Origin of the sequence: Streptomyces sp. NPDC007205, assembly GCF_040634095.1 — a bacterium.
GTDB lineage: Bacteria > Actinomycetota > Actinomycetes > Streptomycetales > Streptomycetaceae > Streptomyces.
Genome location: NZ_JBEYEW010000002.1, coordinates 325,210 through 351,854, shown reverse-complemented (window position 1 = coordinate 351,854; position 26,645 = coordinate 325,210). Strand labels below are relative to the sequence as shown.

Genomic DNA, 26,645 nt, shown 5'->3' with positions numbered 1-26,645 from the left:
CGCTCACCGCGGGCTGGTCCGTCGTACGCGCCGCCGACCTGTGTCCGCCGGCATGCGGGGGGTCGTCACGCGGGATGTGCGACTGGCCCATGGACTCGTGGACCACCTTGCCGCCGCCGAAGACCATCTCGTCACCACTGCGTCCAGGCCCCACCGCACCAGTAGTCCTCCACCTTGAGGACGGGATTGGTGTCGGCGAGCCGGATCCCGTCCCCGGTGGTCGGTCCGTACAGGGCCGCATACCGGGAACACGGCAGCGGGTCCCAGGTGTGCTCCGTCCTGCCGGGCTGCGCCCGCGATGGGCACCAGCATGGCGACCCGGACCGCGTCCGGGTCCCCGGTCGGCACCGAACCGCCCGGGCTCGCCGAGCTGTTGGCCCCATCACTGAACGGCCGTAGTCGCTGTCAGGCAGGCGGGGGTCCCAGCCGGTGTGCCGCACGGCGCGCATCACCGGGGGCAAGGGGACTCCAGGACTTCACGGTGTCGGACTGAACTTCCCAGAGATGCACCGGGACGACGAAAGGCAGGGCACCTGCTGGTCGGTTGCCTCACTCGCCGACGCTCGAGCGGCGACCTTTTTTACTCCGGCGCGCACTTCGAGACCCCGCTCGGCTCGCTGCTTGACGGATTCCTCGTGGACGCGTGCCGATTGCGCACCAGGCTGCCGGTGGCGGCCGCTGGCGCGACGCTGTCCCCAGTGCTGGTGGCCCCTTCCTCACTCGCACCCTTGGGACGGGCGCTCCGAAGCACACTTGAGGACAACGGTTCGATTTCTGTACGCGCCAGGGGTTGACACCGGGGTCCTGGTGCGCGATAACGAGCGCAGCTCGGCCCGATCATCGCACTGCCCGGGGACTGTTATGCCTGATCCTTCCACGCCGGACGACCAGTACTTCGCAGGCTTGTACAGCGCCGCGCAGGACACCACGGTCCACGGGGGACCACCGTTGCTGGAGGAACCGGTGCCCGGGCCGGGTCATGCCCCGCGACATCGACATGGGCATCTGCCCGCACGTCGTCAAGCGCCGCCGGGCGCTGGTGCTGGAGGACATCCGGGACTTCCCGCGGTTCGCCGGTAACCCGGTGGTCGACGCGATCGGCGTCCACTCCTACCTGGGCGCACCGCTGATAGACAGCACCGGCGTGGTGCTCGGCACGATCTGCGTGGTCGACCAGGACCCGCAGCCGTGGGGGCGCAAGGGGCTGGAAACCATCAAGGCCATGGCTGCCGAGCTCGTCGAGCGGCTGGAGGAGTCGGCGCACCGGCGCAGCTGACCGGCGCTGCCGGACTCGCACGCGGCCGTCTCGGAGCGTCCCCGGCGCGGCCGTCCAGCACCCGACCGCGGCTCCCACACGCCGACTCCGCCCATGCGTCAGTCGCGGCAGCACGGTCAAGTATGTTGCCGCAGTGCTTGGCATTCGCGGCAGAGCGCCCGCAGCGACCACGCCAAGATGCCTTGCACCGCTCCTGCACTACGCGCGTGCGTGTAGCAGTGCTGAGTACTGCCTGGTCCGCAGATGCTCCCGCGACTGAGGTGGTGAACCGAACCGACCACGCAGCAAAGGCGGGTCTTGACTCGCATTCCCGGTGTACCGAGACGACCAGAGCCCTGGTGCGCGGGCAGGCAGGCGCCAAGTTCAGCGCTCTTCACATGGGGGCGAGTCGATGGCTGACGATACCGGCGTGGTGGCGCAAGGACACCTCGTGGTGCACCTCGGCGGCGGTGGACGCTGACGGCGTAGCCGCCGGCATATGGGGCGGCGTCCCAGGTGGCGAAGCGGTCGACGAGCGCGGGGCCGGCCGTTGCGCAGCAGTCGTCGTACTCGGGCAGCGTGACGCTGGGGCCGCACGGGCAGGTGGACTTTGTCCAGTCCGAAGCCGGCCACGAGTCCGCCCTTCTGCTCGACCGGCGCGACGGACATCGGCTGGGCGACGGCCAGATCCACGCCGAGGGACTCCACGCCGGCGAACGCCGCCGACGCCGGCGTCGTAGCCGCGATGGTGGCGATGGTCGCGATCTCCTCCGTCACCGCAACCCCCAGGCCGGCGGCGAGGTGGCTCAATGCCGGCCGCCAACGCCGCTGCGGCGTCCGTGACAACAGAGAATGCGCCGCCGGCCACTGGCGTTGCACCAGCGATCTCCAGCTCGTACTCCGGCCTCTTCTTCGCCCTCTGGACGGCGTCCGCGTACGCGTCCAGTGCCTTTGCCATCGCACGGGCGGCATCGGCCAGGTCCCTCGGCCAGCCGCGCCCGCCACTGACGGACCGGACGAGGCGGTGGTCGTACTCGCCCAGCAGTCACGCGGGGAGAGGCCCTTCGTCCGAGTTCCCCGTCGGCCGATGCACCTCGTTACCCCTGTTTCCCCCAAGTTTGCATCTGTGCCCTGGACACCTGTCTACCCGTCAGTAAGGTTGCCCCGGCGGACGCGCCCGGTCCTCGGACGTGACACTCAATTGCCGCCATGGGCAGGGGGATTCATGAGCCAGATGAGCCGTCGCCGGTTCGTGTCGGGAGCATCCGCGGCAGCCGCAGGAGCCGCCCTGTGGCCGCTGCTGACACCGAGCAGCGCACGTGCCCAGGACCGGGCCCTCGCCGCCACGGCCGCGCGCGCGGTGCGGATCGAGGGGACCACGCTGGAACAGGTGGCCACGCCCTCCGGCGACGGAGCGTACAAACGGCTGACAGCTGGGCCCGGCTGGCCCCTCATGGTGCGCGCCGAACTGGCCGGTGCCGCGTCCGGGCGGGACGACCGGCGGACCGGGCTCGCCTCCTTCGTGCAGTTCACCGACCTGCATCTGACGGACACCGAGTCGCCCGTGCGGTTCGAGTACCTGGCGCGGTTGAACGACAGCGCGCACCGGCCGCAGGAGACGCTGACCGTGCGCGGCGCCTCGTCCCTCGTCGAACGAGTCAACGCGGTGCGCCAAGGGCCTTACACCGGCCTGCCCTTCAGCCTTGTCATGGCCACCGGTGACAACACCGACAACCACGAACGCATCGAGCTCGACTGGTACCTGACGGTCATGAGCGGCGGCCGGGTCGCCCCGAACAGCGGAAACCTCTCCCGCTACGAAGGCGTGCAGAACTCCGGCAGCGCCCAGTACTGGAACCCCGAGTCGTCCCTCCAGGACGTCTACAAGGCCAAGGGCCTGCCGGAGATCCCCGGTTTCCTGAGCGGCGCCATCCGCCCCTTCGACGCCCCGGGGCTGAGCCTCCCGTGGTACACGACAGTCGGCAACCACGACGACAGTATCGAGGGCAGCCTGCCCGACCTCGGCCTGCTGAACGACCTCTACACCGGCTCCCGCAAGCTGGAGGGCTGCGACGACGCCACCGCAATCCAGCTGGCGGACGCCGTACTGCACGACCCGGCGGAGGCCGTGCTGCTGCTGAGCAAGCTGCTGACCAGCGGCGACGCGATCCGCACGGTCACCCCCGACGAGCGGCGCCACCCCTTCACGCCGGCCGAGTTCGCCAAGGCGCACCTGAGCCCCGCGTACACCGGAGCCGGTCCCGTCGGCCACGGGTTCACCAACGACTCGGTCAGCAGCGGACACCTCTACTACACCTTCGACCTCGCCGACGGCGCCCTCGGCATCAGCCTCGACACCACCAACCGGGCGGGATTCGCGGACGGTTCGCTCGGCACGGCGCAGCTGAACTGGCTGGAGTCGGTCCTCAAGGCGCACAGCGGGCATTGGTACGACACCAACGGCAGCGTGGTCCGAGGCGGATCCGACAGCCGCCTCGTCGTCGTCTTCAGCCACCACACCAGCGGCACCATGGGCAACCTGCTGCCCGACCCGTACCACCCCTTCGAAGCACGCCACAGCGGCGGCGAACTGGTCGCCCTCCTCCAGCGCTACCCGAACGTCGTGGCCTGGGTCAACGGGCACACCCACACCAACCAGATCATCCCGCACGGCCACACGGTCCCCGAACGCGCGTTCTGGGAGATCAACACCGCCTCCCACGTCGACTACCCGCACCACGCCCGGATCATCGAGATCGCCGACAACCAGGACGGCACTCTGTCGCTGTTCACCACGCTCATCGAGTCCGCCGCCCCCTACCGGACCGACTTCACCGACACCTCCGATCCCGGCCTCGCCGCGCTGTACCGGGAACTCGCCTACAACGACCCCTACGCCACCCCCACCACCCGCATCGGCACCGCGGCAGACCACAACACCGAACTGCTGTTGACGAAGCCCGCGACGTAGGCCGGTCGTTTGCTCGCCGCCATGCAGAGGCAGGCGGGTGCCGGCCTGGCAGCCGTCGACCAGCTCTGAGCGGCACTGGGACTTCTTGAGCCGGTGCTTCACGGCTCGGGCGATCTGGCCGGGGTCGGCTGCGGCGAGGTTGCCGATGTCGCACCGGACCAGCGACCAGATGCCCTCGTGGGGTTGAGGTCGGGTGCGTGGGCGGCAGCTGGAACACCGATCAGTGTGGGTGCGGACGGTCGGCTCGCAGAAGTGGTGCCGGCCGAAGCCTTTCGGCCGGCCGGTGTACTCGCGCACCGCGCAGATCAGCGTCGCCCGCTCGCCGGGCTTGTAGCAGACCATGCCTGCCATCGACACCCGGCCCGAGCCGCAGCCGCGTACCCGCACCACCGGCAGCGCCCTGATCACGGCTCATGCCAAGAATGGTGCCTGCGGCGCCTTTTGCCATCCCGCACAGAACCCTTCGCCCCAAGGGGGCCGCGTCCATGAACGCCGGTCCAGCCGGCCCGAGGGCGACCGGGTACAGTGCGCGAGACGGCAGCCTGGTCAGGGAGGGGAAGCGTGACCGACACCAGCAGCACCCGGCCCGCCGAGGCTGAAGCGCAAGCGCCGCGGCAGAGCCGGCTGCACCGTCTGATGCGCTACATCCCGCTGATCGCGCCCGTCCTGCTGTGGGCCGTGCCCTGCTGGGTGCTCCTGCACACCGGCCAGCACTGGCCGCTGCCCGTCACGCTGGTCGGCACCGCCCTGTTCGTCCTCGGCCTCGTCGGTATGCCGCTCGCGATGGTGCGTGGCCACGGCCGGCGCCAGCAGGACCGGGCGGCGATCATCGGTGACACCCTGCTGGGCACCAGCTGGGTGCTGTTCACCTGGTCCGTTCTGATCGGGGTTCTCTTGCGGCTCGCCCTGACCGTGGCCGGGGTCGGCGAGAGCCAGGACCGGGCCCGAATCGTCACTTGGGCTGTCCTCGGCACAACCGCCGTACTGCTCGCCTGGGGGTACGCCGAGGCCCGCCGCGTGCCACGCGTGCGCCGACTCGACGTGCAACTCCCACGCCTGGGTGCCGGGCTGGACGGCATACGCGTCGTCCTCATCACCGACACCCACTACGGCCCACTCGATCGCGCCCGCTGGTCGGCACGGGTATGCGAGACGGTGAACACGCTGGAAGCCGACCTGGTCTGCCACACCGGCGACATCGCGGACGGCACGGCCGAACGCCGCCGCGCCCAGGCCGTCCCACTCGGTACCGTGCGGGCCACCCGGGCCCGTGTCTACGTCACCGGCAACCACGAGTACTACAGCGAGGCCCAGGGCTGGGTCGACCTGATGGACGAGCTGGGCTGGGAGCCGCTGCGCAACCGCCATCTGCTGCTCGAACGCGGAGGCGACACCCTCGTGGTCGCCGGCGTGGACGATGTCACCGCCGAGTCCTCCGGCCTGGCAGGCCACCGCGCCCACCTCGCCGGAGCCTTGGACGGCGCCGACCCCGACCTGCCCGTCCTGCTCCTGGCACACCAGCCCAAGTTCGTCGACCGGGCGGCAGCCGAGGGCATCGACCTCCAGCTCTCCGGCCACACCCACGGCGGCCAGATCTGGCCCTTCCACCACCTGGTCCGCATCGACCAGCCCGCCCTCGCCGGCCTCAGCCACCACGGCACCCGCACCCTCCTCTACACCAGCCGCGGCACCGGCTTCTGGGGCCCGCCGTTCCGCGTCTTCGCCCCCAGCGAGATCACCCTGCTCGTGCTCCGCTCACCGCGCCTGCCCACCTCGCCGTAGCACTGGGCGGGCCAACACATCCGCTTGGAGGTGTCCTCGAGCTAGTGATCTGGTCTTGAGTTCACATCTCGCCACGTGAGTCGTGGTGCGGGGCCCGGTGATCACGTAGACGCACACGGCGGCTGCCGGCAGCACTGCCACTGCCTGGAGTGGCCGGCGGATGCGCCGTCGACGCACGGGGCGTACTTTCCGGGGCTCCCGGGGCGGCGGTAGCTGGGTGTCCGAGCGGTCGCAGGTGGATCCGGCAGCGGTGAAGTGACCGCCGTGGCACGGCCTGCCAGTACCTCCCCGATGGCGTCGCGCATCTCTTCGGCGGTCTGGTACCGGTCCGTACGATCCTTGGCATGGCGCCGGGGGTCATGTCGGCCTTGGTCACATTCTCACCCTCCGCTGAACTTCGCCTTTCATGCAGCTGAACTTCGTCTTTCATGCCACGGCTACTTTCCACCAGGTCAAGGTCAGCTTTGCAGTCAGGAGACCGGTACGGTGAAGCGACGCAACATAGGCGGCAGGCTCTACGCGCCGCTGGCCAGCGTGCTCCTGGCCCTGTCCGTAGGCGGCTGTGGCACGAGCGGTGGCGAGGCAACCGGCCCGGCGTCCGGCTCCGTCGGCGGCACGCCCGGGACCGCGTCGCACGTCACGGCTGAGCCTGCCGCCTGGCACAAGTGGGGCCTGACACCGCTGCCCGCGGCTCCCGAGCCCCCGGCGGACAAACCCATCAAGCTGTCCGCAACCGGCCCGGTCCCGGTCTTCGCGCACATACCGACATCCCAGAAGGTCGTCTTCATCACCGTCGACGACGGACTGGAGAAGGACCCCAAGTTCATCGAGATGATGCGGGACCTGAAGATCCCGATCACGATGTTCCTGATGAACGACGCCATCAAGTCGGACTACGGGTACTTCAAGCCACTGCAGGCGATGGGCAACCACATCCAGAACCACACCCTGCACCATCCCGCGATGAACACCATCCCGCTGGGCCGCCAGAAGCAGGAGGTGTGCGGCGACCAGAAAATCCTCACCCAGCAGTTCGGCACCGCCCCGTTGCTCTTCCGGCCACCCTACGGGGCGTACAACGACAACACCAAGATCGCGGTGGGAGAGTGCGGGCCGCGAGCGATCGTATGGTGGCGTGAGTCCATGCAGGTACGCACTATGCAATACCAGGAGCCAGGCAAGAAGCTGCGTCCCGGTGACATAATCCTCGCTCATTTCCGCGGCCCTGCGGAGCTCAAGGGCGCCACCATGACGGAGATGTTCGCGAATCTTCTCAGGCGCATCCAGGAGCAGGGCTTCGCGGTGGCTCGCCTGGAGGACTACATCCAGCCGCCAACCGGACACTGAACCGACCAGAAATCAGTGTGCTTCGCAGCCGTTGCACTCTTTCGGTCTCGGGGCGCGGGCCGCGCAGTATGCACCACAGCCGGCTGGATCGGGCCGGAACCTCGACCGACATCTGCACCTCTGTCTCGGTCAAAGGCCAAGGAAGGTCCCGGACAAGCCCTCGCAACGAAGCGCGGGCGGGCACCGGGCGGAAAGCGCAGGCAGGAAACAGCCCATGGGACTCACGAGCAACAAAGTGCTGGTGCTGGCGGTCGTCCTGGCCGTCGTACTGTTCCTCAGCACGGTCTGGCTGTGGCCTCGCCTGGCCCGGCAGAACTGGCGAGCCGTCAGCGGGCGGGTCGTTCTGCTGCTCGGCACCCAGTTGGCGCTCTTCGCCTCGGCGGGCCTCGCCGTGAACCAGGCCTTCGGTTTCTACGCCAGCTGGGCGGACCTGTTCGGCCAAGAGAATGCCCAGGGAGTGGTCGTCGATCATATAGCGGACGGCGCCATCAGCCCCGTCCAGGTGGTCGCCACGTCCAAGGTCATCGGTGCGAGCAGCACGCTGCCGCAGGTGGCCGGCCAGGTCCAGAAGGTGGACATCATCGGCCGTACGACCCACCTGGCCACGCCGGCGTTCGTGTATCTGCCGCCCGAGTACTTCCAGCCGCAGAACCGCACGCGCAAGTTCCCGGTCTCCGTCATCCTCACCGGCTACCCCGGCACAGCCCAGGCGCTGGTGGACAAGCTGCACTACCCGAGTACGGCGCTGCAGCTGGCCATGGCCGGGAAGATGCAGCCGATGATCCTGGTGATGCTGCGCCCGACCGTGGCGCCGCCGCGCGACACCGAGTGTGTCGACGTGCCCGGCGGACCGCAGACCGAGACGTTCTTCGCCAAGGACCTGCGCGATGCGGTGATGGCCCGCTACCGGGTGGACAAGACGCCCGCCAGCTGGGGCGTCGTCGGCGACTCGACCGGCGGTTACTGCGCCCTGAAGATCGCCATGCACCACCCGGGTTCCTACGCGGCCGCCGCCGGCCTGTCGCCGTACTACAAGGCGCCGATCGACCCCACCACCGGGGACCTGTTCCACGGCGACAAGAACCTGCAGAATCGATCCGACCTCTTCTGGACGCTCAAGCATCTGGCCGCGCCCGAGACGTCGCTGCTCGTCACCAGCAGCAGGGTCGGTGAGCACAACTACAAGGACACGCTCAAGTTCATCAAGAGCGTGCAGGCGACCAACGTGACCAGGATGTCGTCGATCATCCTCCCGAGCGGCGGGCACAACTTCAACACCTGGCGGCGCGAGATCCCGCCGATGCTGCAGTGGCTGAGCCAGCGGCTGGTCGCCCACTGAGCCATCGGTGCTGACACCCCGCAAAGCGCGGAACTGGACGCGGTTCGCGATCGGCGGGAGAGCCATGGATCGCCCGACCGCGTCGTCGCCACGACGCCGGGCCTCCATCTACCGTACGGACTTGGGCACTGGGTCGGCAGGAACCGCGCTGTGCACCTCAGCCCTGCAACTACCTGCTTCGCAACCTTCTCCGAAATCCGAGCACCGCTTTATCTAGCGGGCCTGTGCCACGAGAACCCCTAAGAGCATGTTCACGTCATGCTGGTTCCAGCAGGAAGACAGCGGCATATGAAGCACGGTGCACGTCCCAGATGGATGGCATTCGTCCTGCCAGCCGCAGCCCTGGCCGCCGCAGTACCGTTCGTCATCCCGCCTCTGGCAGGCGCCTCTTCTGCGCCGACCACGCAGGCAGCCTCGCGGATAGGACGAACGCCAGCAGGTCTCTCGACGCCGTTGCAGGCCTGATCACCGAAGGGCTCTCCGAGTCCGACCGGGCGCGCATACCCGGCTTCGCCGAGGTGGAGGTCGACCCCGATCCCAACCACCTGCGCCTGCACTGGAAAGGCGCCCCGCCGCAGCGGGTCAGGAGTCGGATTACAGGAACCCCGACCTGCTACCTCAGAGGTCAGCACTCCTTCGTGATGGTCAAGGACCGCCACGCACTCCACGCGGTGCGCCCACCGAAACATGCCGACGCGACCGGCCCGGATTCCGGGACAAACCGACTGGGGATGACCACCGGCTTCCCCCACCGGAACCGAACCAGCTCGACCAGTGACTACACCACTCGGTGGGACGTGATCGTCATTTCGATGCGCAGAAGCTGAACCCGGGCGCAGGAAACCCGTGGGACATGGTCAGTGGCCATTCACTACCCTCGCCCTTGAGAAAGGACGTGGGCATGGCACTGGTGAAGAAGGGGTCGCGGCGCATCACCGTCGACGGCACCACCTACCGATGGAGGCTTCGCGGGAGGCCCACCTACGACCAGGGACTGGTCTGGTCGCCCCTGACCTATGCGGTCGAACACGCCGAGACTCCCGGCACCACTCTGGTGATCACGGCCAACCAGCCACACCCCAGCAACTGGTTCGGCACACAGGCCAACCCTGTCCTGCCTTCCGACGTTGCTGACAGCATTCGAACCGCTCGCGCCAACGGATGGATTCCCGAGAGCTCCGGCTCTCCGTTCCCTCTCGACCAGTCGGAGGGCTTCATCTCCTCCCACTGAGTCGCCCCGCTCAGAAGGACTCACCGACCGAGTGACGGTGAGTCCTTCTGCTTTCCGCTCCCCACATTCCCCAGTTGGTTCACTCCGTGAACCGACTGGGGCGAAGAACAGCACTGGGGAAAATTCGAGATCGGCATCACGGCTAGGGAAATCTCTCAAGCGCGTCGTCCGCATATTGCGAATATGCCCTTTCCCGCGCCTGCGGTTGACGACACCGAGAGCCACGGAACGGTCGAGGGGGACGCGCTGACCGGCAGCGTGGCGGCGGATTTGTCCCCTCCCCGCACCGTCCGTGAGCCCCGGCTCCCCAGGAATATCGGTCCCACCGGTCGTGCGACGACCGATACTGGGATCAGGCGGCGTCGACGACGCCGGAGGCCGCGATCTCGACCTTGCCCTTGGGAGCGCCGGACTGCGAGCCCAGGGCCTCGATCTGGTCGACGAGCTCCTGGCCCTCGACGACCTCGCCGAAGACGACGTGCTTGCCGTCGAGCCAGGGGGTGAGGACGGTGGTGATGAAGAACTGCGAGCCGTTGGTGTTGCGGCCGGCGTTCGCCATCGACAGCAGGTACTTGCGGTCGTGCTTCAGCTCGAAGTTCTCGTCCTCGAACTTCTCGCCATAGATGCTCTTGCCACCGGTCCCGTCGTGGTTGGTGAAGTCACCGCCCTGCAGCATGAACTGGGGAATGACACGGTGGAAGCCCGAACCGGCATAGCCATAGCCGTTCTGGCCCGTGGCCAGCTCACGGAAGTTGCGCGCGGTCTTCGGAACGACCTCGTCGAACAGGCTGAAGACGATCCGGCCGGCAAAGGCGCCGTTGATATTGATGTCGAAGTACACGTTGCTCATGGGGGTCATCCTGTCACCCGGTGCCGGGCACGCCGAAACGCGCCACCGGTCACCGGGCATCCAGGACGCGCCAAGCCTCAGGCGCCGGGGGGTCGTACGGCCGGGTGCGGCCGCATCAGGTGCGGCGAGCCGCATTCGGTAGGCGGGGCGGAGCCGCTCGCAGCACGCGCAGGACCGCGCTCTGTGACGGGACCGGTACCGATCCGGCAGCCCGACGCCAACGCGCTGGAGCGCCTCGCCGAGGAGCACTACCGTACCGCTCCCCCGCCCACTGCCGCATTCGCCCAGCAGCCGGCGACCCACCCGGCCATGGCCCCCAGTTCACCTCCACCTCCAGCCGACACCACGTGGCCGTGCGCGCCCAGCGCGCTGCGCGTGCAGCCCCTGCCCAGCGAGAGACACACCGCCAACCTCACTCACCTTGCTGCCGCCTACCGCCTACCGCCACACGATCACGACCTGCTCGGCAAAAACCGACCACCCGCTGAGCCAACCCCGCAGCCGGGGTCAGTGCGGCGCGGAGAGCCACTGGCTGAGCCAAGCGAACGCCGGTGGGTACTCCGCGGACCAGGTGTTGTAGTTGTGGCCGCCGTTCGGCAGGAACAGCGTGCGCACCGTGACCGGTGAGGACGCCGCGGCCGCCTGGAACTGCGTGATGGAGGAGGGCGGGCTGAGACGGTCCTCGCGTGAGGTGGCGAGGAACAGACAGACGCGGGACTTCGTGTGCCGCACCAGGTAGGTCGGGCTGTTGAGCCGGCGCACGGTCGGGTCCGGGAGGACGGACTCGTCGCCGGTCAGCGGGTCGGGGTCGAGCGCTGCGCCCGCGCCGAAGACGTTCGAGTACTGCAGGGGCAGTTTCGCGGCGCAGAAGCCGCCGGTCGAGAAGCCCATCACGCCCCAGCCACCGGGACCCCGCAGGGTGCGGAACTTGTGACTGACCAGGTCCGGGACATCCACCGATATCCAGGTCGCCACCTTGCGGTTGGGGAGGTCGGTGCAGTCGGTGTCCACACTGCCCGGGTTGACCACGGGCATCACCAGGATGAAGGGGTGCACCTTGGCCTGCCTCAGCAGGTCCGTGAAGGCGCCCGGCATGCCGCCGTGCTCCAGCCAGGACTCCGGGGATCCGGGCACGCCGTGCAGCAGCATGATGACCGGGAACCGCTTGTTCTTGTAGGCCGGCTCGTCGTACTGCGGCGGCTTCCACACCAGCACCTGCCCGGACAGGGCGGACTTCTGGCCGTGGAAGTACGTGTCCAGGACGCCGCCCTTGGTGCTGTGGTTGAACTTCGCGCGTTGCACCGGCGGCCCTGGCATCGCGACCGCGTTGGTGTTGTCCGTGTTGCCCATGAGGTCGTCCCAGGACGCATACAGCCCGTAGCTGTTGTTGATCCAGGTAGCCACGACGCTGATCGCGGTGAGCTGGCACAGGCCGATCATCACGGCGTGCGCCAGCCAACGCACCGTCCTGGGCCCGCGGATCCTGGTCCACAGGGCGATCGTGCCAACCATCGCCACGACCGTCGCGACGATGAGGGCGACGAAGAACGGCGTTCCGGTGAGAGACACACGACCATCTTTCTGGAGTGAAGCGGGCACTACGGGATGTAGCGGCCACGCATACCGGCTACTTGGCTAGAGGGGACCCGCCGATCACCGGTTCCGTCCGACGGGACAGGACTAGGCGAGTGATCGTCAGAGGGCGGTGGCACGGGCGACGGCGGCCTGCGGGGCCCGGGGTGCTCGCGTGACGGCCGGAGCCCGGCAGCCGGGCTTTCCGGCCGGGTGTGAAGGCGTGACCGTGGGCCCTCGGCCGGTGAGGCGGCGCCGTCGGCAGGGTCTGTCTCCGGAAAGTCCCGGGCCGACGGGAACGCTCGGCCGGCGCCGCTGGGCCCGGGGCAGTCCAGGGCCTCGTCGTAGGGTTCGTCCGCGTTCGGGGTCTTCCCCTCGTGGCGGCGTCCGGCCTTCCTCAACTGCCGGGGAGCCGAAGCGTGTCAACAGCACGGTGCTGGACGCGCGGGACCGGTACCCGTTCCAGCGAGGGGGTGGATCTGGGTGAGCAGACCGCGCAGCCGGTTGGCGATGCGGGTGGTTTCCCCTGCGAGGTCGTCGTCGAAGCCGAAGATCATTTCCGGCTCGGCGACCATCTGGTCGCTCAGCTCGACGGCCCGTAGGGTGTGGAGCATGACGCGGGCGCGTCCGCGATGATGAAACGCATCCCTCACGTCGGTCTTGGCCTCGCCCGGCTAGAGGTCGGCGATCCGGCGCATGGTCCGTCCGGGTGGATAGACAACCTGCAGCCTGCGTTGCGGGCGACCGCCAGGGGCAGGGCGCCGATCGACGCGGGTTGGTCGACCACTACAAGCACTATCCCGTGCTTGGACTGCAGGTTCTCGAAGGCCTCACGCAACTTCGGCTCGCTGTTGGGCAGTCGTTTGTCGAGCGCCTTCTTCCACCGGCACACCCAGGCCCGTACGGCGGCGACGACCACCGCGGTGTGCAGGCATACGAAACCCAGGGAGCCACCCCAGAGGGCCCCCGCCCTGGCTCCGTCGGCGTGCACCACGCGCGCGTGTCCGACAGAGGACGGCTCTGACGGCCGCCTGCGGGCGCGCGCAGGGGCGAAACCAAGGAGCACCTGCGGGGCATCAACCCGCGGATCACGTCCCTCGAAGCCGTGGTCAAGAAGCCACCCGGACGCGGCTCCCGGCTGCTGCGACCGCTCGGCGACGACGAGATCCACAGCCATCCCATCCAGGATCGTCGGCGGCATTCCGCTCATGGTCACCGGCGCCTTTGACGAGGGCGATCTCGGCGTGGCCTGTACCCGCTCCGAGCTCGATGCGGTCGAGCTTGAGCTCGGCGGCGACGGTGTCCGGGGTCCCTGCGGGTGAGGACCGACAGGTCGGTGCCCTTGGGAAGTGCTGCCGGAGCAGACCGGGATGCCGGTGGCGATGGTGAACGCGCCGTGGGCGCCCATCTCGCTCCCCTGGCCCAGGTCAGGGACCGTCGGAGTGGTGACCAGCGCCTCCCGGACGCTTTCGACGCCGTGGGCGCCGAACAGGTGCAGGAGCATGACGCCGCTGGTGACACGCTCGGCCAGGGTACCGATGGCCGATCCGGGCGATGTGACGGGAGTCGCCGGTGAAGCACCTCCCGAACTCCCGGCCCGCGTCGATAATGACCTTGTGCGCTCGCTAGTCAGGAATTCCATCCTGCCCCTGACGCTGGTCATCGTCGGAGCAGCCGCAGTGATGGGCGACGCCGCGGGGGAAACCCATGCGGCCAGAAGCAGCGGGCGCAGCGGTTTCGGCAAGTCCGGCGAGCCGGGCCAATCCCAGCGGGGCCAGGACCAGGACATCCCCGCTACGGCCCCGGCCAAGGACGGCAACGCGTACACCCCACGCAGGACCGAGGAGAACGCCCGGATCGGCGCGGTCTTCGAGAAGGACGACCACGGCGCCCACTTCTGCACGGCGAGCGTGGTGCAGAGTCCGGGCCGGAACATGCTGATCACCGCGGCCCACTGTGCCTTCGACGCCGACTCCGGACAGCCGGTGAACGACCTGGTCTTCGCCCCCGGCTACCGCAACGGCGACGAACCCACCGGCCTGTGGAAGGTCAGCAAGGTAGTCGTCGACGACCGCTGGGCCAAGTCGCAGGACGAGGACCTCGACGTCGCCTTCCTCGTCCTCGACCAGAAGGACGGCAAGGACATCCAGGACCTCCTGGGCGGCAACACCCTCGGCACGAACCGCGGCTTCGACAACAAGGTCAAGATCACCGGCTACCCCACCAGCCGCGACACCCCCATCTCATGCCAGAACCGCACCACGAAGTTCAGCGACACCCAGCTGCGCATCCAGTGCACCCACCTCGAGGACGGGACCAGCGGCAGCCCCTGGCTCGCCGACTACGACGCCAAGAGACACACCGGCACGGTCATCGGCGTCCTGGGCGGCCACGAGGGCGGCGGCGACCAGGACGATGTCTCCTACGCCGCGTACTTCGACGACGACATCGCCAAGCTCTACCGGCGCGCCCAGGACGAGGACTGAGCCCAGCTCATCCGCACCCCGCCCACGGCGAAGACTGAAGCCGCGCAGCCTACAAGGACCGCGGACGCGGCCATCGCGGCCAACGCCCGGCGCCGACCGGCTGACGCGCGACCCACGCCTCTGCCGCGCGACGTCCGCACAGACGCCTCCGTCCAGCGTTCCACCATGCGAACTCCTTCCCCTTGTCCCGGACCACTGATCGATGCGGGGCAATACAGCATCGCTGGATGAGAACGCCCTTTATGTTGGCCGCCGTCGGAACCTGACGCAGCGACCGACGGTCTCTTCCCGAGAAGGCCGGGCACATCGCCCGTGAGTACCCGAGCGCACGCGCCGAGAAGAACAAAGCACATGAGACGGATGGGGATGAGGGCTGCGAGGACGTTGAGGCGGCGGCTGCCGGGTACCGCCGTGTATGTGACGGCCCTGCTGCTGACCGCGTGGTGGCTGAAGGGACAACGTGCGGCAGAGCGCGCCCGTTTCGTGCGCCACAACAGCAGCAACGTCCATCACATGGATGTCGGCAAGTGGTGGACCCTGTTCACCAGCGGTCTGGTGGTCGACGGCGTGCCGACCCTGGTCGGTATCGCCGCCGTGGCCGGGGTCCTGGGATGCGCCGAATGGCGCTGGGGCACGCGGCGCGCCTGCGGCGTGTTCGTCTTCGGCCATCTCACCGCGACCCTGCTCACTGAGGGCGCCCTATGGCTGATGCACGTCGCTCATTTGCCGGGCGTCCCGACCCGGTCCCGTGACGTGGGCATCAGCTACGGCCTGGTGACAACCGGCGCCTGCCTACTCACACTCGCCGACGGCCCGCTGCGGCGTTACGGCCTGCCTCTGCTGGCTGCGGCGCTGACGGCCGCGTTGCTGTACGACCAGGAACTCGCCGACGTCGGCCACTTGGCCTCCTTCGCGCTGGGCTACCTAGCCGCGCGTACGGCATGGCTGCGTACCCCGTTCGGCCCGGTACGCACGAAGCCCGTCCCACCGGATCCCGGCAGCGCCGACGCACTGCCGAGCGGGAGTTCCCTGTGAGGAACAAGGGCATCGGTACGCCGGTGCCGTACCGAACCGCAGGCCTCCGGGCCGGCTGCCTTCCCGGCCCTCGACAGGGCCGGGCCAGTACTGCCGGCAATCGCGCCCCCACTTCGCCTCGCCGATCATTTGCGACATGTCATGGGGGAAAGCCACCAGCCGTTCGAGTGGTCCCTCATGCTCAGCCAGAAAGCGGTCGAACGCAGCTTTCGTGGGTGTCGAAGGCATCCAGCCGTTTCTCGGGCGGCCGTGCAAGCAGGAGAACCAGGAGCCTGCCGCGCCCCTTTGCCGACGCTGGGTGCGGTGCCGCTGGATTGCGCCACCGCTCGGCTCTCTCTTACCTCTGCCGTTGTCCACGGCGTGCGAGGGCCTGGACCGTTGACAAGACTGAAACCAGCCAGGCCACCCGCGAGGGGCGGCCGCGACTGGCGAGGTGCGCTATGACTGCCAGACCGGGTCGGCGCCGTACGGCGCCGTACGGCGGTGGCTGTCGCCGTCACCGTTCTCTCCGTGGCCGCGTGCGCACCCAACGTGACAACGGGGTCGGCCGCCCCACAGCACCCACCGCCCACGCGCTCGGCGCACACCCGGGCCGTCAACTGCCGGAGAAATGCGTCGCCCTCACCTTCGATGACGGCCCGACCCGATACACGGCCGCCCTCCTCGACATCCTGGAACGCAGCCACACGCGCGCGACGTTCTTTCTGATCGGACCACATGCTCGTCGGCACCGCGCGGACGTGCTGAGGGAGTACCGGGACGGCGACGCAATCGGCGACCACACGGTCACCCATCCCCACCTCACCCTGTTGCCCCGGTCTCGGATCGCCCTCCAGATCGACTCCGCAGCACAGCAGATCGCCTGGGTCACGGGCCCTAGGCCTGCCCTCTTCCGTCCGCCGTTCGGGGCGTCGGACGCGCGCGTGCAAGAGGTGGTCGGCACGGCGAGAATGGCGGTGGTGATGTGGAGCCCCAGCCCGCAGGACTGGAAACACCACGGCCCGACCTCGATCGACCGGGCCGTCCTCGCCCCGGTGCAGCCGGGCGCGATCATCCTCCTGCATGACCGGTACGCGACGACCCCGCCGGCCGTGCCCCGTCTGATCGATGTGCTGCGGAGCCGCGGATACCACCTCGTCACCGTTCCCGAGCTCTTCGCCACCAGTGGCGGCCTGCGCAGCGGCATCGTGTACCACCGAGGGCCGAGCCCGTGACCCCCCGCACGCTGTGTCCCACCATGACGCCAGGCCGACCCGGTGAGACCGGTCCAGCGAGGTCACGGGGATGGGCATGTCGTCGGCGCCGCCAGGCTGTTCGACAAAATCGGCAGAGAGATCACCCCGGTCGGACGATGCTCATCGCCCGCTCGGACATGAGCACGGGTGCTCTGCCTGTCACACGCGGTGTTCAAGGGGATCGCGCCTCAGGGCGGCAGGCGATCCTGAGGATCACCGATGTCCGTGCAGGGGGCATGGTCGGCTTGCCGCGCCAGCTCGATGTTGAACTGGGCACCTGCCAGCAGTGCCAGGTTGGAAAGCCATAGCCAGACGAGGAAGACCACGACGCCGGCCAGGGATCCGTACAGACGGTGGTAGGTGCTGGCGTGAGAGGCGTAAACGGTGAAGCCGAGGGAAGCCGACAGCAGGAGCACGATCGCCAGGGTTCCGCCCGGCGCCATCCTTCGCAGGGGACGCGATGAGTCCGGCCCGGAGCGGTAGAGCACCAGGACCAGGGTGAGGGCCACCCCCGCCAGAACGGGCCAGCGCAGGGCGTCCCATGCCGCTTCGGGAACGGTTCCCATGTTCAGCGCCTGCCCCAGACGCCGCGCCAGGCTGCCGCTCAGCAGCAGAGCGAGCGTCGTGGTCAGCAGGAGGGTGATCAGCACGACGGCCGTGACGAGGATGCGTGGGGCGGTCCGCCACACCGGCCGATGCGAGCTGACGTTGTGCATGGCGTGCAGCGCCCGGCGAAAGACGCTCAAGTAGCTGGAGCCGGACCACAAGGCCCCCACCGCACCGAAGAAGACCAGCACCCAGGCTGCGGACGACTGGTCGGCCATCTGCTGGAGAGCGCTGCGCAGGAGGCTGCGGGATGCGGCGGGGACGACCCGAGAGACCCGGTCGACCACTTCGGGTTGCGCCGTGGGCATGGTGAGCCCCAGCACCGAGAGAAGCACCAGCAGTACGGGGAACAAGGCCAAGACCGCGTAGTAGGTCAAAGCCGCAGCCCAGTCCGTGACGTCGTCGTTCCAGATCGCAACCGGAGTCCGGCGCAACGCACTCCACCACCGGCCCCTCCGGTTGCCGGGCTCATGCACGGCGCTGATGTTCTCGCTGCTCACCGTCTTAGCACCCCCTCCAGCAGCAAGCGACGTCGACTGCCCTCTTACTGTTTTCCGGCAGTTGCCGCCGGATGCGGTGCGCCAATGACCGACGTGCGCCGTGTGGCGCGCGAGGAGGGAACCGACCGGAAGCCGATACCTCGCCCGCCTTCCTCCGGATGCCGATCGCAGGGCTCAGTCCTTCGACGACGTCCCTGACGGCGTCCTCGGCCTCACGGGAAGTCTCTTTGACGCGCTTCCCCCTGGTCGGCCCGGCCCTCCATTGCACGACGCTCGTTGCCGACTGTCCTGTCGGGGGCTTCCTCCCCCTGTCCTTGATCTTGTCGCTGGTGTTGACCGCTTCTTCTCGACACGCTCGTCGTCCCCACCCTCGCTCGTCCGTCACTTGAGGTGTGCTCAGCCCGTCTTCCCCTCTTGTCCGGAGTGATGTGCCGCCTTCGCCCATTACCATCCATTCGGGCCGAGCGGTTGGCTGAGGTGCTGCGGACGGCACACCGCCCGAAGGGCATGGCCACGATCTGAGTAAGCTCCACGCTGCTCCCCCTCGTAGCCGATTTCCGCCGGGCTGCCACCTTCAATGGTCGCACCGCCCGCCCGGGACGGGATCCGGCATAGATCCAGCATGCCGACCACCGCTGCCGTCGGCGCCTGCCCGACAGCGGCATGCCGGGCCGGGAGGCGACCAGCCCCCGTGCAGGCCCACGAAGAACATGACGGGGCGCCGGCCCGCGGCCGGGCCGGTCGCGGTGCACCCCCGGCCGATGGTTGTTCCGGGCTCGGCAACGGGCCGCCGACGTCAGCTCCGCGCGCTCTCAGCGCATGGCGGGGGCAGAGGCGGGAGGCGTGTGCCGTAGAGCCAGGCACTGAGCAGCGGCTCGAGGTCGCAGGCGTGGACCGTCCGGCGTGGGCGATGAAGACTGCGGTGTCTGTGCTGGTACCACGATGGATGTCGTGCCAGTCGCGCAGCATCGCGAAGAACCGCTCGTCGCCGAGTGTCAGGCGCAGCGCGTGCAGGGTGCACGCGCCTCGGGTGTAGACGCGGTCGTCGAAGATGCGGCCCGGTCCGGGGTCGGCGATCCGCAGGCCGTCGTGCTTCTTCGCCAGCGCGTGCCAGGCTGCCCTCGCGATGGTGTCGGCGGAGTCCTCGCCGATGTGCTCCGACCACAGCCACTCCCCGTAGGTGGCGAAGCCCTCGTTGAGCCAGATGTCCCCAGTCCCGCAGACTCACGCTGTTGCCGTACCACTGGTCGACGAGTTCGTGGGCGACGAGCGTCTCCCACGTACGGCCGCCGTCGAGCACCCTCCGCCGGGAGCCGAATCACCGCCGCCGGCGGCAAGGCGAGGATGCTCCACGTCGGAGACCGGCCGACGGAGATCCACCTCGCGCGGATCGAACTCGGCCCCGACCACCGGGGAAACGACGTCGGCGGCGGCTCATCCGCAGTCTCTGCGCCTGGCCCGACAACAGGGGCTGCTCGGTCCGGCCCGACCCGCACCCGGTGGCCCGGAGTCAGCCCGGTCCCTGCCGGGGTCGGGGTCAGATCCAGTCCCAGATTGGTCTCCATGATGGACGTGATCATGTCCCGCAGCGACTCGGTCCACTCGGTGGCCCTGAGGACATGGTCATACACATCCTGGTAATAGGGGAGCAAGGGCTCGGCGACGATGTGCAGGTCACGCCGGAGGAGGCTGTTCAGGACCTCCCGCATCGGCAACACCACGCGGCGCAGCTTCGTGAGGTTCTTACGCAGCACGTAGGAGTCACGCTGGACGGAGTACATCTGCTCGCGCCCCTCGCCGAAGAGCAGATCCTCCACTGCTTCGATACGGTCGTCGAGATCCTGCACAGCGGCGAAGTGCCCGTCGACTATGTGGTCGAGCAGTCCGTACAGCAGGAATCCCCCCGTACTTGGCGAGATCACTGTTGTTGTGCCAGCGTTCGACGACTTTCTCGATGTCGAACCGATGGTCGGGGCGAATGGTGATCAACGCCGTAGGCATTATGAACACGGCCAATTCACTCGCGGCCAGCTGTCCACCGGTCTCGTCGGTACTGATGCCGTAGGCACTGAGGAAGGCATGGGTACGGTAGCGGTCCAGCTTGGGCCGCTGATACTCGTGACGTGCGTCCTCCACTGCGAGCTCGTGCAGACCGAACTCCTTGCTGATCATCGCGAAGTCGGCGGAGCACGGAGCGCACAGGTCGAGCCAGACCGCCACGTCCGGATCGTTCACGTATTCCGAGATGTCCGCGGTCGGAAAGTCCTCCAGGATCAGGGAGCCGCTGCGGTAGAGCCGTGTGCGAATCATGGCGACGCACCATAAGGGCGAGCGCGGTCTCGGCGGTCTGGTTCGGCGAGCTCCAGGCGAGGCCGGCCTGCCCCAATCGCCGGTTCTTCAACCAGCTTGCCGATCATAACCATGATTCAAGGGCTGTGGTCCCGTCAGTGACGATGGCCTGCTGCGCAGCCGCCAGGATGACCTTCCCGGAGTAGGCGGCAGGGTGCAGCTTCGTCTCCACCAAATCACGCTAGGAGTCCTCTGGGCCGAGGCCCAGAGGACTTCGTGGTCAGCGCCGGGAGTAGGGCAGCGTCGAGCCGGATGCGGTCGCGAGTACGGCTTCCGTGCCGAGGCTGTTGCCGCTGTCCTGGTACATGGACAGTTGGCCGTCGGACCAGCGCACGAGGTAGTCGTTGAGCCGGTTGTCGGTGCTGGTGAAGTTGCCCGCTGTGGTGAGCGTGGCGTGGGTCCACAGCGCGCTTGGGGCCCGCAGTCGCACCTCTGTGTGGAAGCCGTACTGGTTGATGTCCGGGTACAGGGTCAGTTCGCCGTCGGACCAGCGGACCACGAGGTCTGACTCGTTGGTTCCGGCGAGATCGGCGGATGTGAGGGATGTGGCGTGCGTCCAGGTGGAGCTGGGAGGGTTGAGGCGGACCTGGGCGTGGAGGCCGGTGGAGTTGAGGTTCTTGTAGAGAGTGGTCTCGCCATCGGACCAGCGCACGATCAGGTCGTCGGGCCAGTGGTCGTCGGTGGTGTAGCGGCCCGCGGTCATGGCGACCTCGTGCTGCCACAGGGTGCCCGGCTTGACGAGTGTGATCTGGCTGTGCAGGCCGCGCGCGTCGACGTCGGGGAAGAGGGTGAGGCTGCCGTCGCTCCAGCGCACCAGCAGGTCGTAGGTGTTGGCGCCGGTGAAGTCGCCGGCCGTGATGGAGACGGCCTTCGACCAGGTGGTGTTGGCCGCGGCGAGCCGTATTTCCTTGTCGAACCGTCCGTTGCCACCGCCTCGGTACAGCGTCAGCTCGCCGTCCGACCAGCGCACGATCAGGTCGCTCTTGTCCGGATCGGGCGAAGGCGAGGGCGTGAAGGAGCCGGAGGTGACGAGGGTGGCATGGGTGAGTGTGGAGGCGCCGGGCAGCACATTGGGACGTGCGGGGGCGGTGCCGGCGACCGCTGCGTTGTACAGGTTCTGGACGTCGGAGCCGTAGGAGGAGCTGTAGGAGACGTCGTCGGTCGGTCCGCCGGTGTCCCAGCCGCCGATGCTGCCGACCACGTCGCCGGTGCCGGTGGTCGGGTTGAAGTTCTCCAGGAACGGGCTGCCGCTGGTGCCGGATGCGTAGCCGTTGCAGGCGATCCGGAGGTACGAGCCGGGGGTGCCGTCGGTCGGGGTGTACTGAGTGGTGTTGTTTTCGCAGGTCAGGGGCTGCGCGGCGGTGCCAGGGTAGCCGACCAGCCGAATGCTGGGGAAGGCGTAGCCGCGGCCGGTGGCCAGGTTGTTGCCGCCCACCACGTCCTGCACCTGCTTGCCGTCGCTGCGCGCGCCGACCTGGGCGAACGCCACATCCCACGGGGCGCCCCGGACGTGTCCGCGGTCGTAGTAGCGGGGATCGATCCAGACCCGGCTGCGGCCTTCGGAGTCGGTGGCGACAGGGAAGACACCGTACGGCTGGGGATTGGCCGCGGTCCACTGGGGGACGAACGCGAGCGAGCCGCCGCCTGCCCGCCCGTCCATGCAGTGCCCGGCGGTGAGCACGATGTTGTGGTGCGGGCTGTTGATGACGCTCGCGGTGCAGAAGTAGGAGCCGCTGCTGGTCTGCATGTACATCCGGCCGACCATCGCCAGCCCGCCGAAGGAGGAGCTGACGGGGCCTGTCCCGACCGTGCTCGTGGGGGACGGGCTGGGCGAGGCGGTGGGGCTCGAGGGGCCCGACGCGCTGGGGAAGGTGCTCGGAGAGGCGGACGAGGTGTCCGTCGGGCCGACGGTCGGAGTGTCCGTAGCCGTGGCGGAGGGATCCGGGGTCGAGGTGTCGGTGGGTGTGTCCGTCGGGCCGGCGGTGTCGGTCGGCGTGGCGTCCATCGGGACCTCGCGCAGCTCCTGGGCGTTCACGCCACCGGTCACCGACGGCTTGACCAGCCCCTGGAGCGTGGGGTGGGCGGTCTTGCCCGCGGTCCGCGGTTTGGCGTCCGGAAGCGGCTTTGCCTCTGCCATGCGCTGCGCGGTCCAGAACCGCTTGGCCGCAAAGGCTGTCCAGTGCGGCGCGGCGGCTGGGAGACGCGGGGCGGTGTCCGGTATCGCGGACGTGTACGCCGGAGGGGCGTTCGTGGCGCCCGCCGTATCGACCGAGACGAAGAGAGTTCCGACCAGCGCGGTGATCACGCCGGCGGCGGCCACGAGAAGGGCACCGCGCCGACTCGCGCGGTGCCCGGCAGTTCTACTCACTTTTGGGCTGAATTCCCCCCGCTTGGCGTGACTCTCCGCCACGCCGACGATAGGACTAGCAGAGAGTACGGCACTGTTGCTCGGTGATCGAACCATGGGGCGAATTGGCCTGATAATGAGTCGGCGGCTGGCGCCGGCTCCCGGACGCACAGCGGGATCAGGGTGAAGCGCCGCGCGCGAAGGCCTACTGGTGGAGGCCGGGGAGTGCTGCGATCGCCGGTGGATTCCAGGCCTTGCGGTCTTCTCGGAGGCAGTGGACGCGCGGCGTGCGTCCACGGTCCCCCCGGGTAACGTGGGCCGTTCCCAGCGAGAGCGGAGAGTCAAGACGAGAACTGGGCCCGCCGCTACGGGGGAAAGCGGCGGGCCCAGCAAGCCACCACGATGCCACACCAGCAGCGCAGCTGCTGTTCGTGAAGCAGAGGAAGCTCAGTTGATGCCGAGCCTGCTGAGGGCTGTAGTCCAGTCGGTGACGATGGTGCGCTGCACGGCGGCAAGGGAGGCCCTCCCGGAGCAGACGGCCGTGTGCACCTTCGTCTCCACGGGTTCCTTCTTGTTGTTGATGCCGCCGCCTTGTGACCCGGATCGGCCGCCTCCACCCACAGGTTGCGGGCGTCGTTCGGGTCACCCTCGAGCTGCAGGGACAGGAGGTGGTCGTACTCAGAATCCTTGAGGCTGCCCTTGTAGCCGTACGAGGCGGCGTTCGCCGCCTTCTCCTTCCGCGTGATCGCCTCCGGCGGCCTGATGTTCTTGGTGTAGCCGCCCTTCCGACAGATCGTCGTGGCCAAGTTCGCCTGCGTGGCCGCCGGTGAGGTCGCACCCGGCGACGGCGAACTCGCCTTCCTACGGCTAGCGCCTCACGCGGTAGCGGAGGTAGACGATTCTCGAGCTGAAGGGGCGGGTCTCGAGGAGTTCGAGATCCACCCGGCGCTCGTGCTGGGGGAAGAAGGGAATGCCCCCGCCGACCAGCACCGGGTGGACCCGGACCCGGTACTCGTCGATCAGACCCGACGCGGCCGCCTCGGCGGCGAGAGTCGCGCCGCCGATCGCGATGTCACCCTCTCCCGGCTCGGCTCGCAACCGCTCGATCTCCTCCGCCAGGCCGCCTGAGGCCAGGCGGGCATTGCCCTGGACTGCCGACAACGTGGTGGAGAACACCACCTTGGGCAGCGACTTCCAGATCGCGGCAAACTCGAGAGTCGAGAAGTCGAGCGATGGATTGTGGTCGGCGCTCTCCCAGTACAGCATCGTCTCGTACAGCCGCCGCCCCAACAGGTGGACGCCCACCTCTCGCACCTCGTCGGTGGCGAAGCGAAAGACCTCCTCGTCGGGCGCCGTCCAGTCGAAGCCGCCGTCCGGCCCGACGATGTAACCGTCAAGTGAGACGCCCATCGAATAGGTCACGCTACGCATCAGAAGTCCTCCTCGGTAACGGGTTCGACAGTACGACCGCCGGACACCGCAGGACTCATCGCGGCTCGCGGAACCTCCTGGGCTGAGTCAGCTCACGAGATCGTTCCGTTGAGAAATCCTCATTGCCTCACAGGCATCAAGTGCGCAGGGCATCGTCAAGGACGATGACCAAATCTCAACGCATGGAGTCGCCGGGGCCACGCAATCAGGCCACGCAGGCGGAGCCTTGAACCCGCTGATCTAGGCTCCTCACGTGGCACTGAACCTGGCCCTGCATTGCACAGCGATCTTCACTCGTTCGGGCCAACATTCTGTATTTCTGTGCAGCCGACCCACTCTGTCCGGGCAGGTCCACGGTCAGGCAACGCACAGCGAGCAAGGGGAGGCGCCGATCATGGGAGCGCCCCACCGTCCGGCCGAACAGCCCCCTACGGGTCAAGTCTTCTTGACGGCTTGAACCCGTAATCGGACTCCCGGCTCCTCCCCCGTCGGCATGCCGTCCGCCAGTGGTCTGCGGTTTGCGTTCTACGGCCGGGTGTCGACCGAGGACCATCAGGACCCCGCCACGTCGCAGGCCTCGCAATTGCTCGGCGCGCAGGCCCTGGTGTCCGGGCACGGGCGGATCGTCTCCGAGTTCTTCGACACCGGCCACAGCCGCACCATCCCTTGGGCGCGGCGGCTCCAAGCCACCGCGCTGCTGGCGGCGATGGCCGACCCCGACCGGGAGTTCGATGCCGTTGTCACCGGCTCCAGTGAACGTGCCTTCTACGGCGACCAGTTCGCGACCATGGCCCCGCTCTTCGACCACTACGGCGTCGAGGTGTGGGTGCCGGAGCTGGGCGGCGCGGTGGATCCGCAGACGGCGGGTCAGGAGGAGCTGATGATCCTGCTCGGCATCCTGTCCAAGCGGGAGATCGCCCGCGCCCGGATCCGCACCCGAGCCGCCATGACTGTGCAGACCCGCGACCAGGGACGCTACCTCGGCGGCCGCCCACCCTACGTTTACCGCCTCGTCAACGCAGGCCCGCACCCCAACCGGTCCCTCGCCCGCCGCAGCGTACGCATACAGCGTCTGGACACCGATCCCGAGTGCGGGCCGATCGTGTCCTGGGTCTTCGCCCAGCGGCTGGCCGGCCACAGCATCGCCCGTATCGCCCGCGCGCTGAACGACGCCGGTATCCCCTGCCCGGCCGCCGCAGACCCCATCCGAAACCCGCACCGTAACGGTCAGCGGTGGGTACTGAACACAGTGCGGTCCATCCTCACCAATCCCCGCTACACCGGCCGCCAGGTGTGGAATCGCCAGCGCACCGACCACGACCTGATCGATCCTGCGAACACCACCCTCGGCCACCGCGACGTCATGCGCTGGAACACCCCCACCGACTGGATCATCTCCGCCCGCCCCGCGCACCCGGCGCTGGTCAGCGAGGCCGACTTCATCACAGTCCAGAACCTCCCCACTCGCCGAGCGACGGCACCCGAACGCATCTATCTCCTGGCCGGGCTGCTGTGCTGCGGTGTTTGCGGCCGGCGCATGGAGTCCCACTGGACCCACCACCGTGCTGGCTACCGGTGCCGCCACGGCCATACCAGCGCCATCCGCCCCGATCCCGGCCGCGCCCCCAACGCGTACGTACGCGAGGATCACGTCCTGCCACACCTGCCGGCCCTGCACTTCCGCCTCACCGGCCACCTGGATCCTCCTGGACCGGATTCGGTGAGCAGCAACTCGGTACGCCCCACACCGGCCCAGGCGATCGCCCACCTCCACAGCGAGGAGATCACCCTGGCCTACGACCCCGCGGCCAGGACCCTGACCGCGAACACACCCCAGGCAGAAAGGATCACCATCAGCTGACCAAGGCCCAGCGAAAAGGCGGCGAAGGAGAAGCAGCCACACTGAAGGCACCGCAAACGACGAACACCCGCCCCGGCCAGGAGCCGGAAACGGGTGCCGATTTACCCTTAGCCAGAAACGGGGCGCCATGGGGCAACTCTGTGTCCGAGGGGGGACTTGAACCCCCACGCCCGATAAAGGGCACTAGCACCTCAAGCTAGCGCGTCTGCCATTCCGCCACCCGGACTAGGTGTCTGCCGCCTTGCGGGCGTGTTCCCCGCGGCGACATGGACAACAATACCAAGGTTTCGGAGTGCGTTTCACCTGCGTATCCGCCCCGCCGGCGGCGGCCCGGGCCGAACCCGGCGCCCGAATTGGCTACGGTATACAGCATGCAATATGCCGTATGCGGACGGTGAGGGTCTGGACATGAGCCGGCACTCGGGGAAGCCCCGGGCAGCCGCTCCGC

The 26,645-nt window shown here is 68.4% G+C and carries 17 protein-coding genes, 1 tRNA gene and 6 pseudogenes; 12 read left to right on the top strand and 12 right to left on the bottom strand.

Annotation, left to right across the window (positions count from 1 at the left end):
- Positions 1-79 precede the first annotated feature (79 nt).
- A pseudogene (gene ureC, locus ABZ624_RS05160) lies at positions 80-257 on the bottom strand (urease subunit alpha); the annotation flags it as partial.
- A gap of 631 nt (positions 258-888) precedes the next feature.
- Between ureC and ABZ624_RS05155 the strand changes: the two are divergent.
- A pseudogene (locus ABZ624_RS05155) lies at positions 889-1,276 on the top strand (GAF domain-containing protein); the annotation flags it as partial.
- A gap of 443 nt (positions 1,277-1,719) precedes the next feature.
- On the opposite strand, the pseudogene ABZ624_RS05150 reads toward ABZ624_RS05155, so the two are convergent.
- Positions 1,720-1,897 (bottom strand): annotated as a pseudogene (locus ABZ624_RS05150) (SAM-dependent methyltransferase); the annotation flags it as partial.
- Positions 1,898-2,480: 583 nt separating this feature from the next.
- On the opposite strand from ABZ624_RS05150, the gene ABZ624_RS05145 reads away from it, so the two are divergent.
- The 6 genes from ABZ624_RS05145 to ABZ624_RS05120 all read left to right on the top strand — a co-directional run bounded on the left by ABZ624_RS05145 (position 2,481) and on the right by ABZ624_RS05120 (position 9,925).
- The gene (locus ABZ624_RS05145) at positions 2,481-4,226 is read left to right on the top strand and encodes a TIGR03767 family metallophosphoesterase (RefSeq protein WP_360082733.1); all 1,746 of its coding nucleotides are present in this window, start codon (positions 2,481-2,483) and stop codon (positions 4,224-4,226) included.
- 561 nt (positions 4,227-4,787) lie between these two features.
- On the top strand, positions 4,788-6,008 hold the full coding sequence (locus ABZ624_RS05140; RefSeq protein WP_360082731.1) for a metallophosphoesterase: 1,221 nt from the start codon (positions 4,788-4,790) through the stop codon (positions 6,006-6,008).
- Positions 6,009-6,494: 486 nt separating this feature from the next.
- Positions 6,495-7,355, top strand: coding sequence for a polysaccharide deacetylase family protein (locus ABZ624_RS05135; protein ID WP_360082729.1), 861 nt, complete (start codon positions 6,495-6,497; stop codon positions 7,353-7,355).
- A 214-nt stretch (positions 7,356-7,569) separates the two neighbouring features.
- Positions 7,570-8,694, top strand: coding sequence for an alpha/beta hydrolase-fold protein (locus tag ABZ624_RS05130; protein WP_360082727.1), 1,125 nt, complete (start codon positions 7,570-7,572; stop codon positions 8,692-8,694).
- A 311-nt stretch (positions 8,695-9,005) separates the two neighbouring features.
- Complete coding sequence (locus ABZ624_RS05125) at positions 9,006-9,521, top strand: hypothetical protein (RefSeq protein ID WP_360082725.1); 516 nt, start codon at positions 9,006-9,008, stop codon at positions 9,519-9,521.
- Positions 9,522-9,595: 74 nt separating this feature from the next.
- Complete coding sequence (locus ABZ624_RS05120) at positions 9,596-9,925, top strand: hypothetical protein (protein WP_360082723.1); 330 nt, start codon at positions 9,596-9,598, stop codon at positions 9,923-9,925.
- A 352-nt stretch (positions 9,926-10,277) separates the two neighbouring features.
- Here ABZ624_RS05120 and ABZ624_RS05115 read toward each other — a convergent pair whose 3' ends face one another.
- From ABZ624_RS05115 to ABZ624_RS05105, 3 genes and pseudogenes are all read right to left on the bottom strand, one after another.
- On the bottom strand, positions 10,278-10,775 hold the full coding sequence (locus tag ABZ624_RS05115; protein WP_360082721.1) for a peptidylprolyl isomerase: 498 nt from the start codon (positions 10,773-10,775) through the stop codon (positions 10,278-10,280).
- Positions 10,776-11,282: 507 nt separating this feature from the next.
- Positions 11,283-12,344 (bottom strand): alpha/beta hydrolase-fold protein, encoded by a 1,062-nt coding sequence (locus tag ABZ624_RS05110; RefSeq protein ID WP_360082719.1) that lies wholly within the window; start codon positions 12,342-12,344, stop codon positions 11,283-11,285.
- A gap of 473 nt (positions 12,345-12,817) precedes the next feature.
- Positions 12,818-13,227, bottom strand: a pseudogene (locus ABZ624_RS05105) (IS110 family transposase); the annotation flags it as partial.
- A gap of 159 nt (positions 13,228-13,386) precedes the next feature.
- Here ABZ624_RS05105 and ABZ624_RS05100 point away from each other — a divergent pair.
- From ABZ624_RS05100 to ABZ624_RS05085, 4 genes and pseudogenes are all read left to right on the top strand, one after another.
- Positions 13,387-13,636, top strand: a pseudogene (locus tag ABZ624_RS05100) (ATP-binding protein); the annotation flags it as partial.
- Positions 13,637-13,963: 327 nt separating this feature from the next.
- Positions 13,964-14,833 carry a trypsin-like serine protease gene (locus ABZ624_RS05095; RefSeq protein ID WP_360082717.1) on the top strand — a complete coding sequence of 290 codons (870 nt, stop codon included), beginning with the start codon at positions 13,964-13,966 and terminating at the stop codon, positions 14,831-14,833.
- Positions 14,834-15,199: 366 nt separating this feature from the next.
- Positions 15,200-15,868: a rhomboid-like protein gene (locus tag ABZ624_RS05090; protein WP_360082715.1), complete on the top strand. Its 669-nt coding sequence runs from the start codon at positions 15,200-15,202 to the stop codon at positions 15,866-15,868.
- A 518-nt stretch (positions 15,869-16,386) separates the two neighbouring features.
- Positions 16,387-17,082, top strand: a complete 696-nt coding sequence (locus ABZ624_RS05085; RefSeq protein WP_360082714.1) for a polysaccharide deacetylase family protein — start codon at positions 16,387-16,389, stop codon at positions 17,080-17,082.
- Positions 17,083-17,291: 209 nt separating this feature from the next.
- Here ABZ624_RS05085 and ABZ624_RS05080 read toward each other — a convergent pair whose 3' ends face one another.
- The 6 genes and pseudogenes from ABZ624_RS05080 to ABZ624_RS05055 all read right to left on the bottom strand — a co-directional run bounded on the left by ABZ624_RS05080 (position 17,292) and on the right by ABZ624_RS05055 (position 24,336).
- Positions 17,292-18,209, bottom strand: coding sequence for a YihY/virulence factor BrkB family protein (locus ABZ624_RS05080; RefSeq protein WP_360082712.1), 918 nt, complete (start codon positions 18,207-18,209; stop codon positions 17,292-17,294).
- A gap of 444 nt (positions 18,210-18,653) precedes the next feature.
- On the bottom strand, positions 18,654-19,361 hold the full coding sequence (locus tag ABZ624_RS05075; protein WP_360083201.1) for a hypothetical protein: 708 nt from the start codon (positions 19,359-19,361) through the stop codon (positions 18,654-18,656).
- A 461-nt stretch (positions 19,362-19,822) separates the two neighbouring features.
- Positions 19,823-20,080, bottom strand: a pseudogene (locus ABZ624_RS05070) (CorA family divalent cation transporter); the annotation flags it as partial.
- Positions 19,971-20,519: a CorA family divalent cation transporter gene (locus ABZ624_RS05065; RefSeq protein WP_360082710.1), complete on the bottom strand. Its 549-nt coding sequence runs from the start codon at positions 20,517-20,519 to the stop codon at positions 19,971-19,973. The gene ABZ624_RS05065 and the pseudogene ABZ624_RS05070, both read right to left, overlap by 110 nt.
- Positions 20,520-20,778: 259 nt before the next feature.
- A complete protein-coding gene (locus ABZ624_RS05060; RefSeq protein WP_360082708.1) occupies positions 20,779-22,878 on the bottom strand; it encodes a hypothetical protein in 2,100 nt (699 codons plus the stop codon).
- Between the two features lie 894 nt (positions 22,879-23,772).
- Positions 23,773-24,336, bottom strand: a complete 564-nt coding sequence (locus ABZ624_RS05055) for a dihydrofolate reductase family protein (RefSeq protein ID WP_360082706.1) — start codon at positions 24,334-24,336, stop codon at positions 23,773-23,775.
- 493 nt (positions 24,337-24,829) lie between these two features.
- Between ABZ624_RS05055 and ABZ624_RS05050 the strand changes: the two genes are divergently transcribed.
- Complete coding sequence (locus ABZ624_RS05050) at positions 24,830-26,197, top strand: recombinase family protein (RefSeq protein WP_360082704.1); 1,368 nt, start codon at positions 24,830-24,832, stop codon at positions 26,195-26,197.
- 141 nt (positions 26,198-26,338) lie between these two features.
- On the opposite strand, the gene ABZ624_RS05045 is transcribed toward ABZ624_RS05050, so the two are convergent.
- Positions 26,339-26,423 (bottom strand) — tRNA-Leu (locus tag ABZ624_RS05045).
- Positions 26,424-26,645: the final 222 nt, after the last annotated feature.

Excerpts from the sequence above, each read along its gene's own strand:
- ABZ624_RS05115 (WP_360082721.1), bottom strand. The coding sequence starts at position 10,775 with ATGAGCAACGTGTACTTCGACATCAATATCAACGGCGCCTTTGCCGGC.
- ABZ624_RS05120 (WP_360082723.1), top strand. The coding sequence starts at position 9,596 with ATGGCACTGGTGAAGAAGGGGTCGCGGCGCATCACCGTCGACGGCACC.
- ABZ624_RS05125 (WP_360082725.1), top strand. The coding sequence starts at position 9,006 with ATGGATGGCATTCGTCCTGCCAGCCGCAGCCCTGGCCGCCGCAGTACC.
- ABZ624_RS05065 (WP_360082710.1), bottom strand. The coding sequence starts at position 20,519 with ATGATTCGCACACGGCTCTACCGCAGCGGCTCCCTGATCCTGGAGGAC.
- ABZ624_RS05055 (WP_360082706.1), bottom strand. The coding sequence starts at position 24,336 with ATGCGTAGCGTGACCTATTCGATGGGCGTCTCACTTGACGGTTACATC.
- ABZ624_RS05130 (WP_360082727.1), top strand. The coding sequence starts at position 7,570 with ATGGGACTCACGAGCAACAAAGTGCTGGTGCTGGCGGTCGTCCTGGCC.
- ABZ624_RS05050 (WP_360082704.1), top strand. The coding sequence starts at position 24,830 with ATGCCGTCCGCCAGTGGTCTGCGGTTTGCGTTCTACGGCCGGGTGTCG.
- ABZ624_RS05145 (WP_360082733.1), top strand. The coding sequence starts at position 2,481 with ATGAGCCAGATGAGCCGTCGCCGGTTCGTGTCGGGAGCATCCGCGGCA.
- ABZ624_RS05090 (WP_360082715.1), top strand. The coding sequence starts at position 15,200 with ATGAGGGCTGCGAGGACGTTGAGGCGGCGGCTGCCGGGTACCGCCGTG.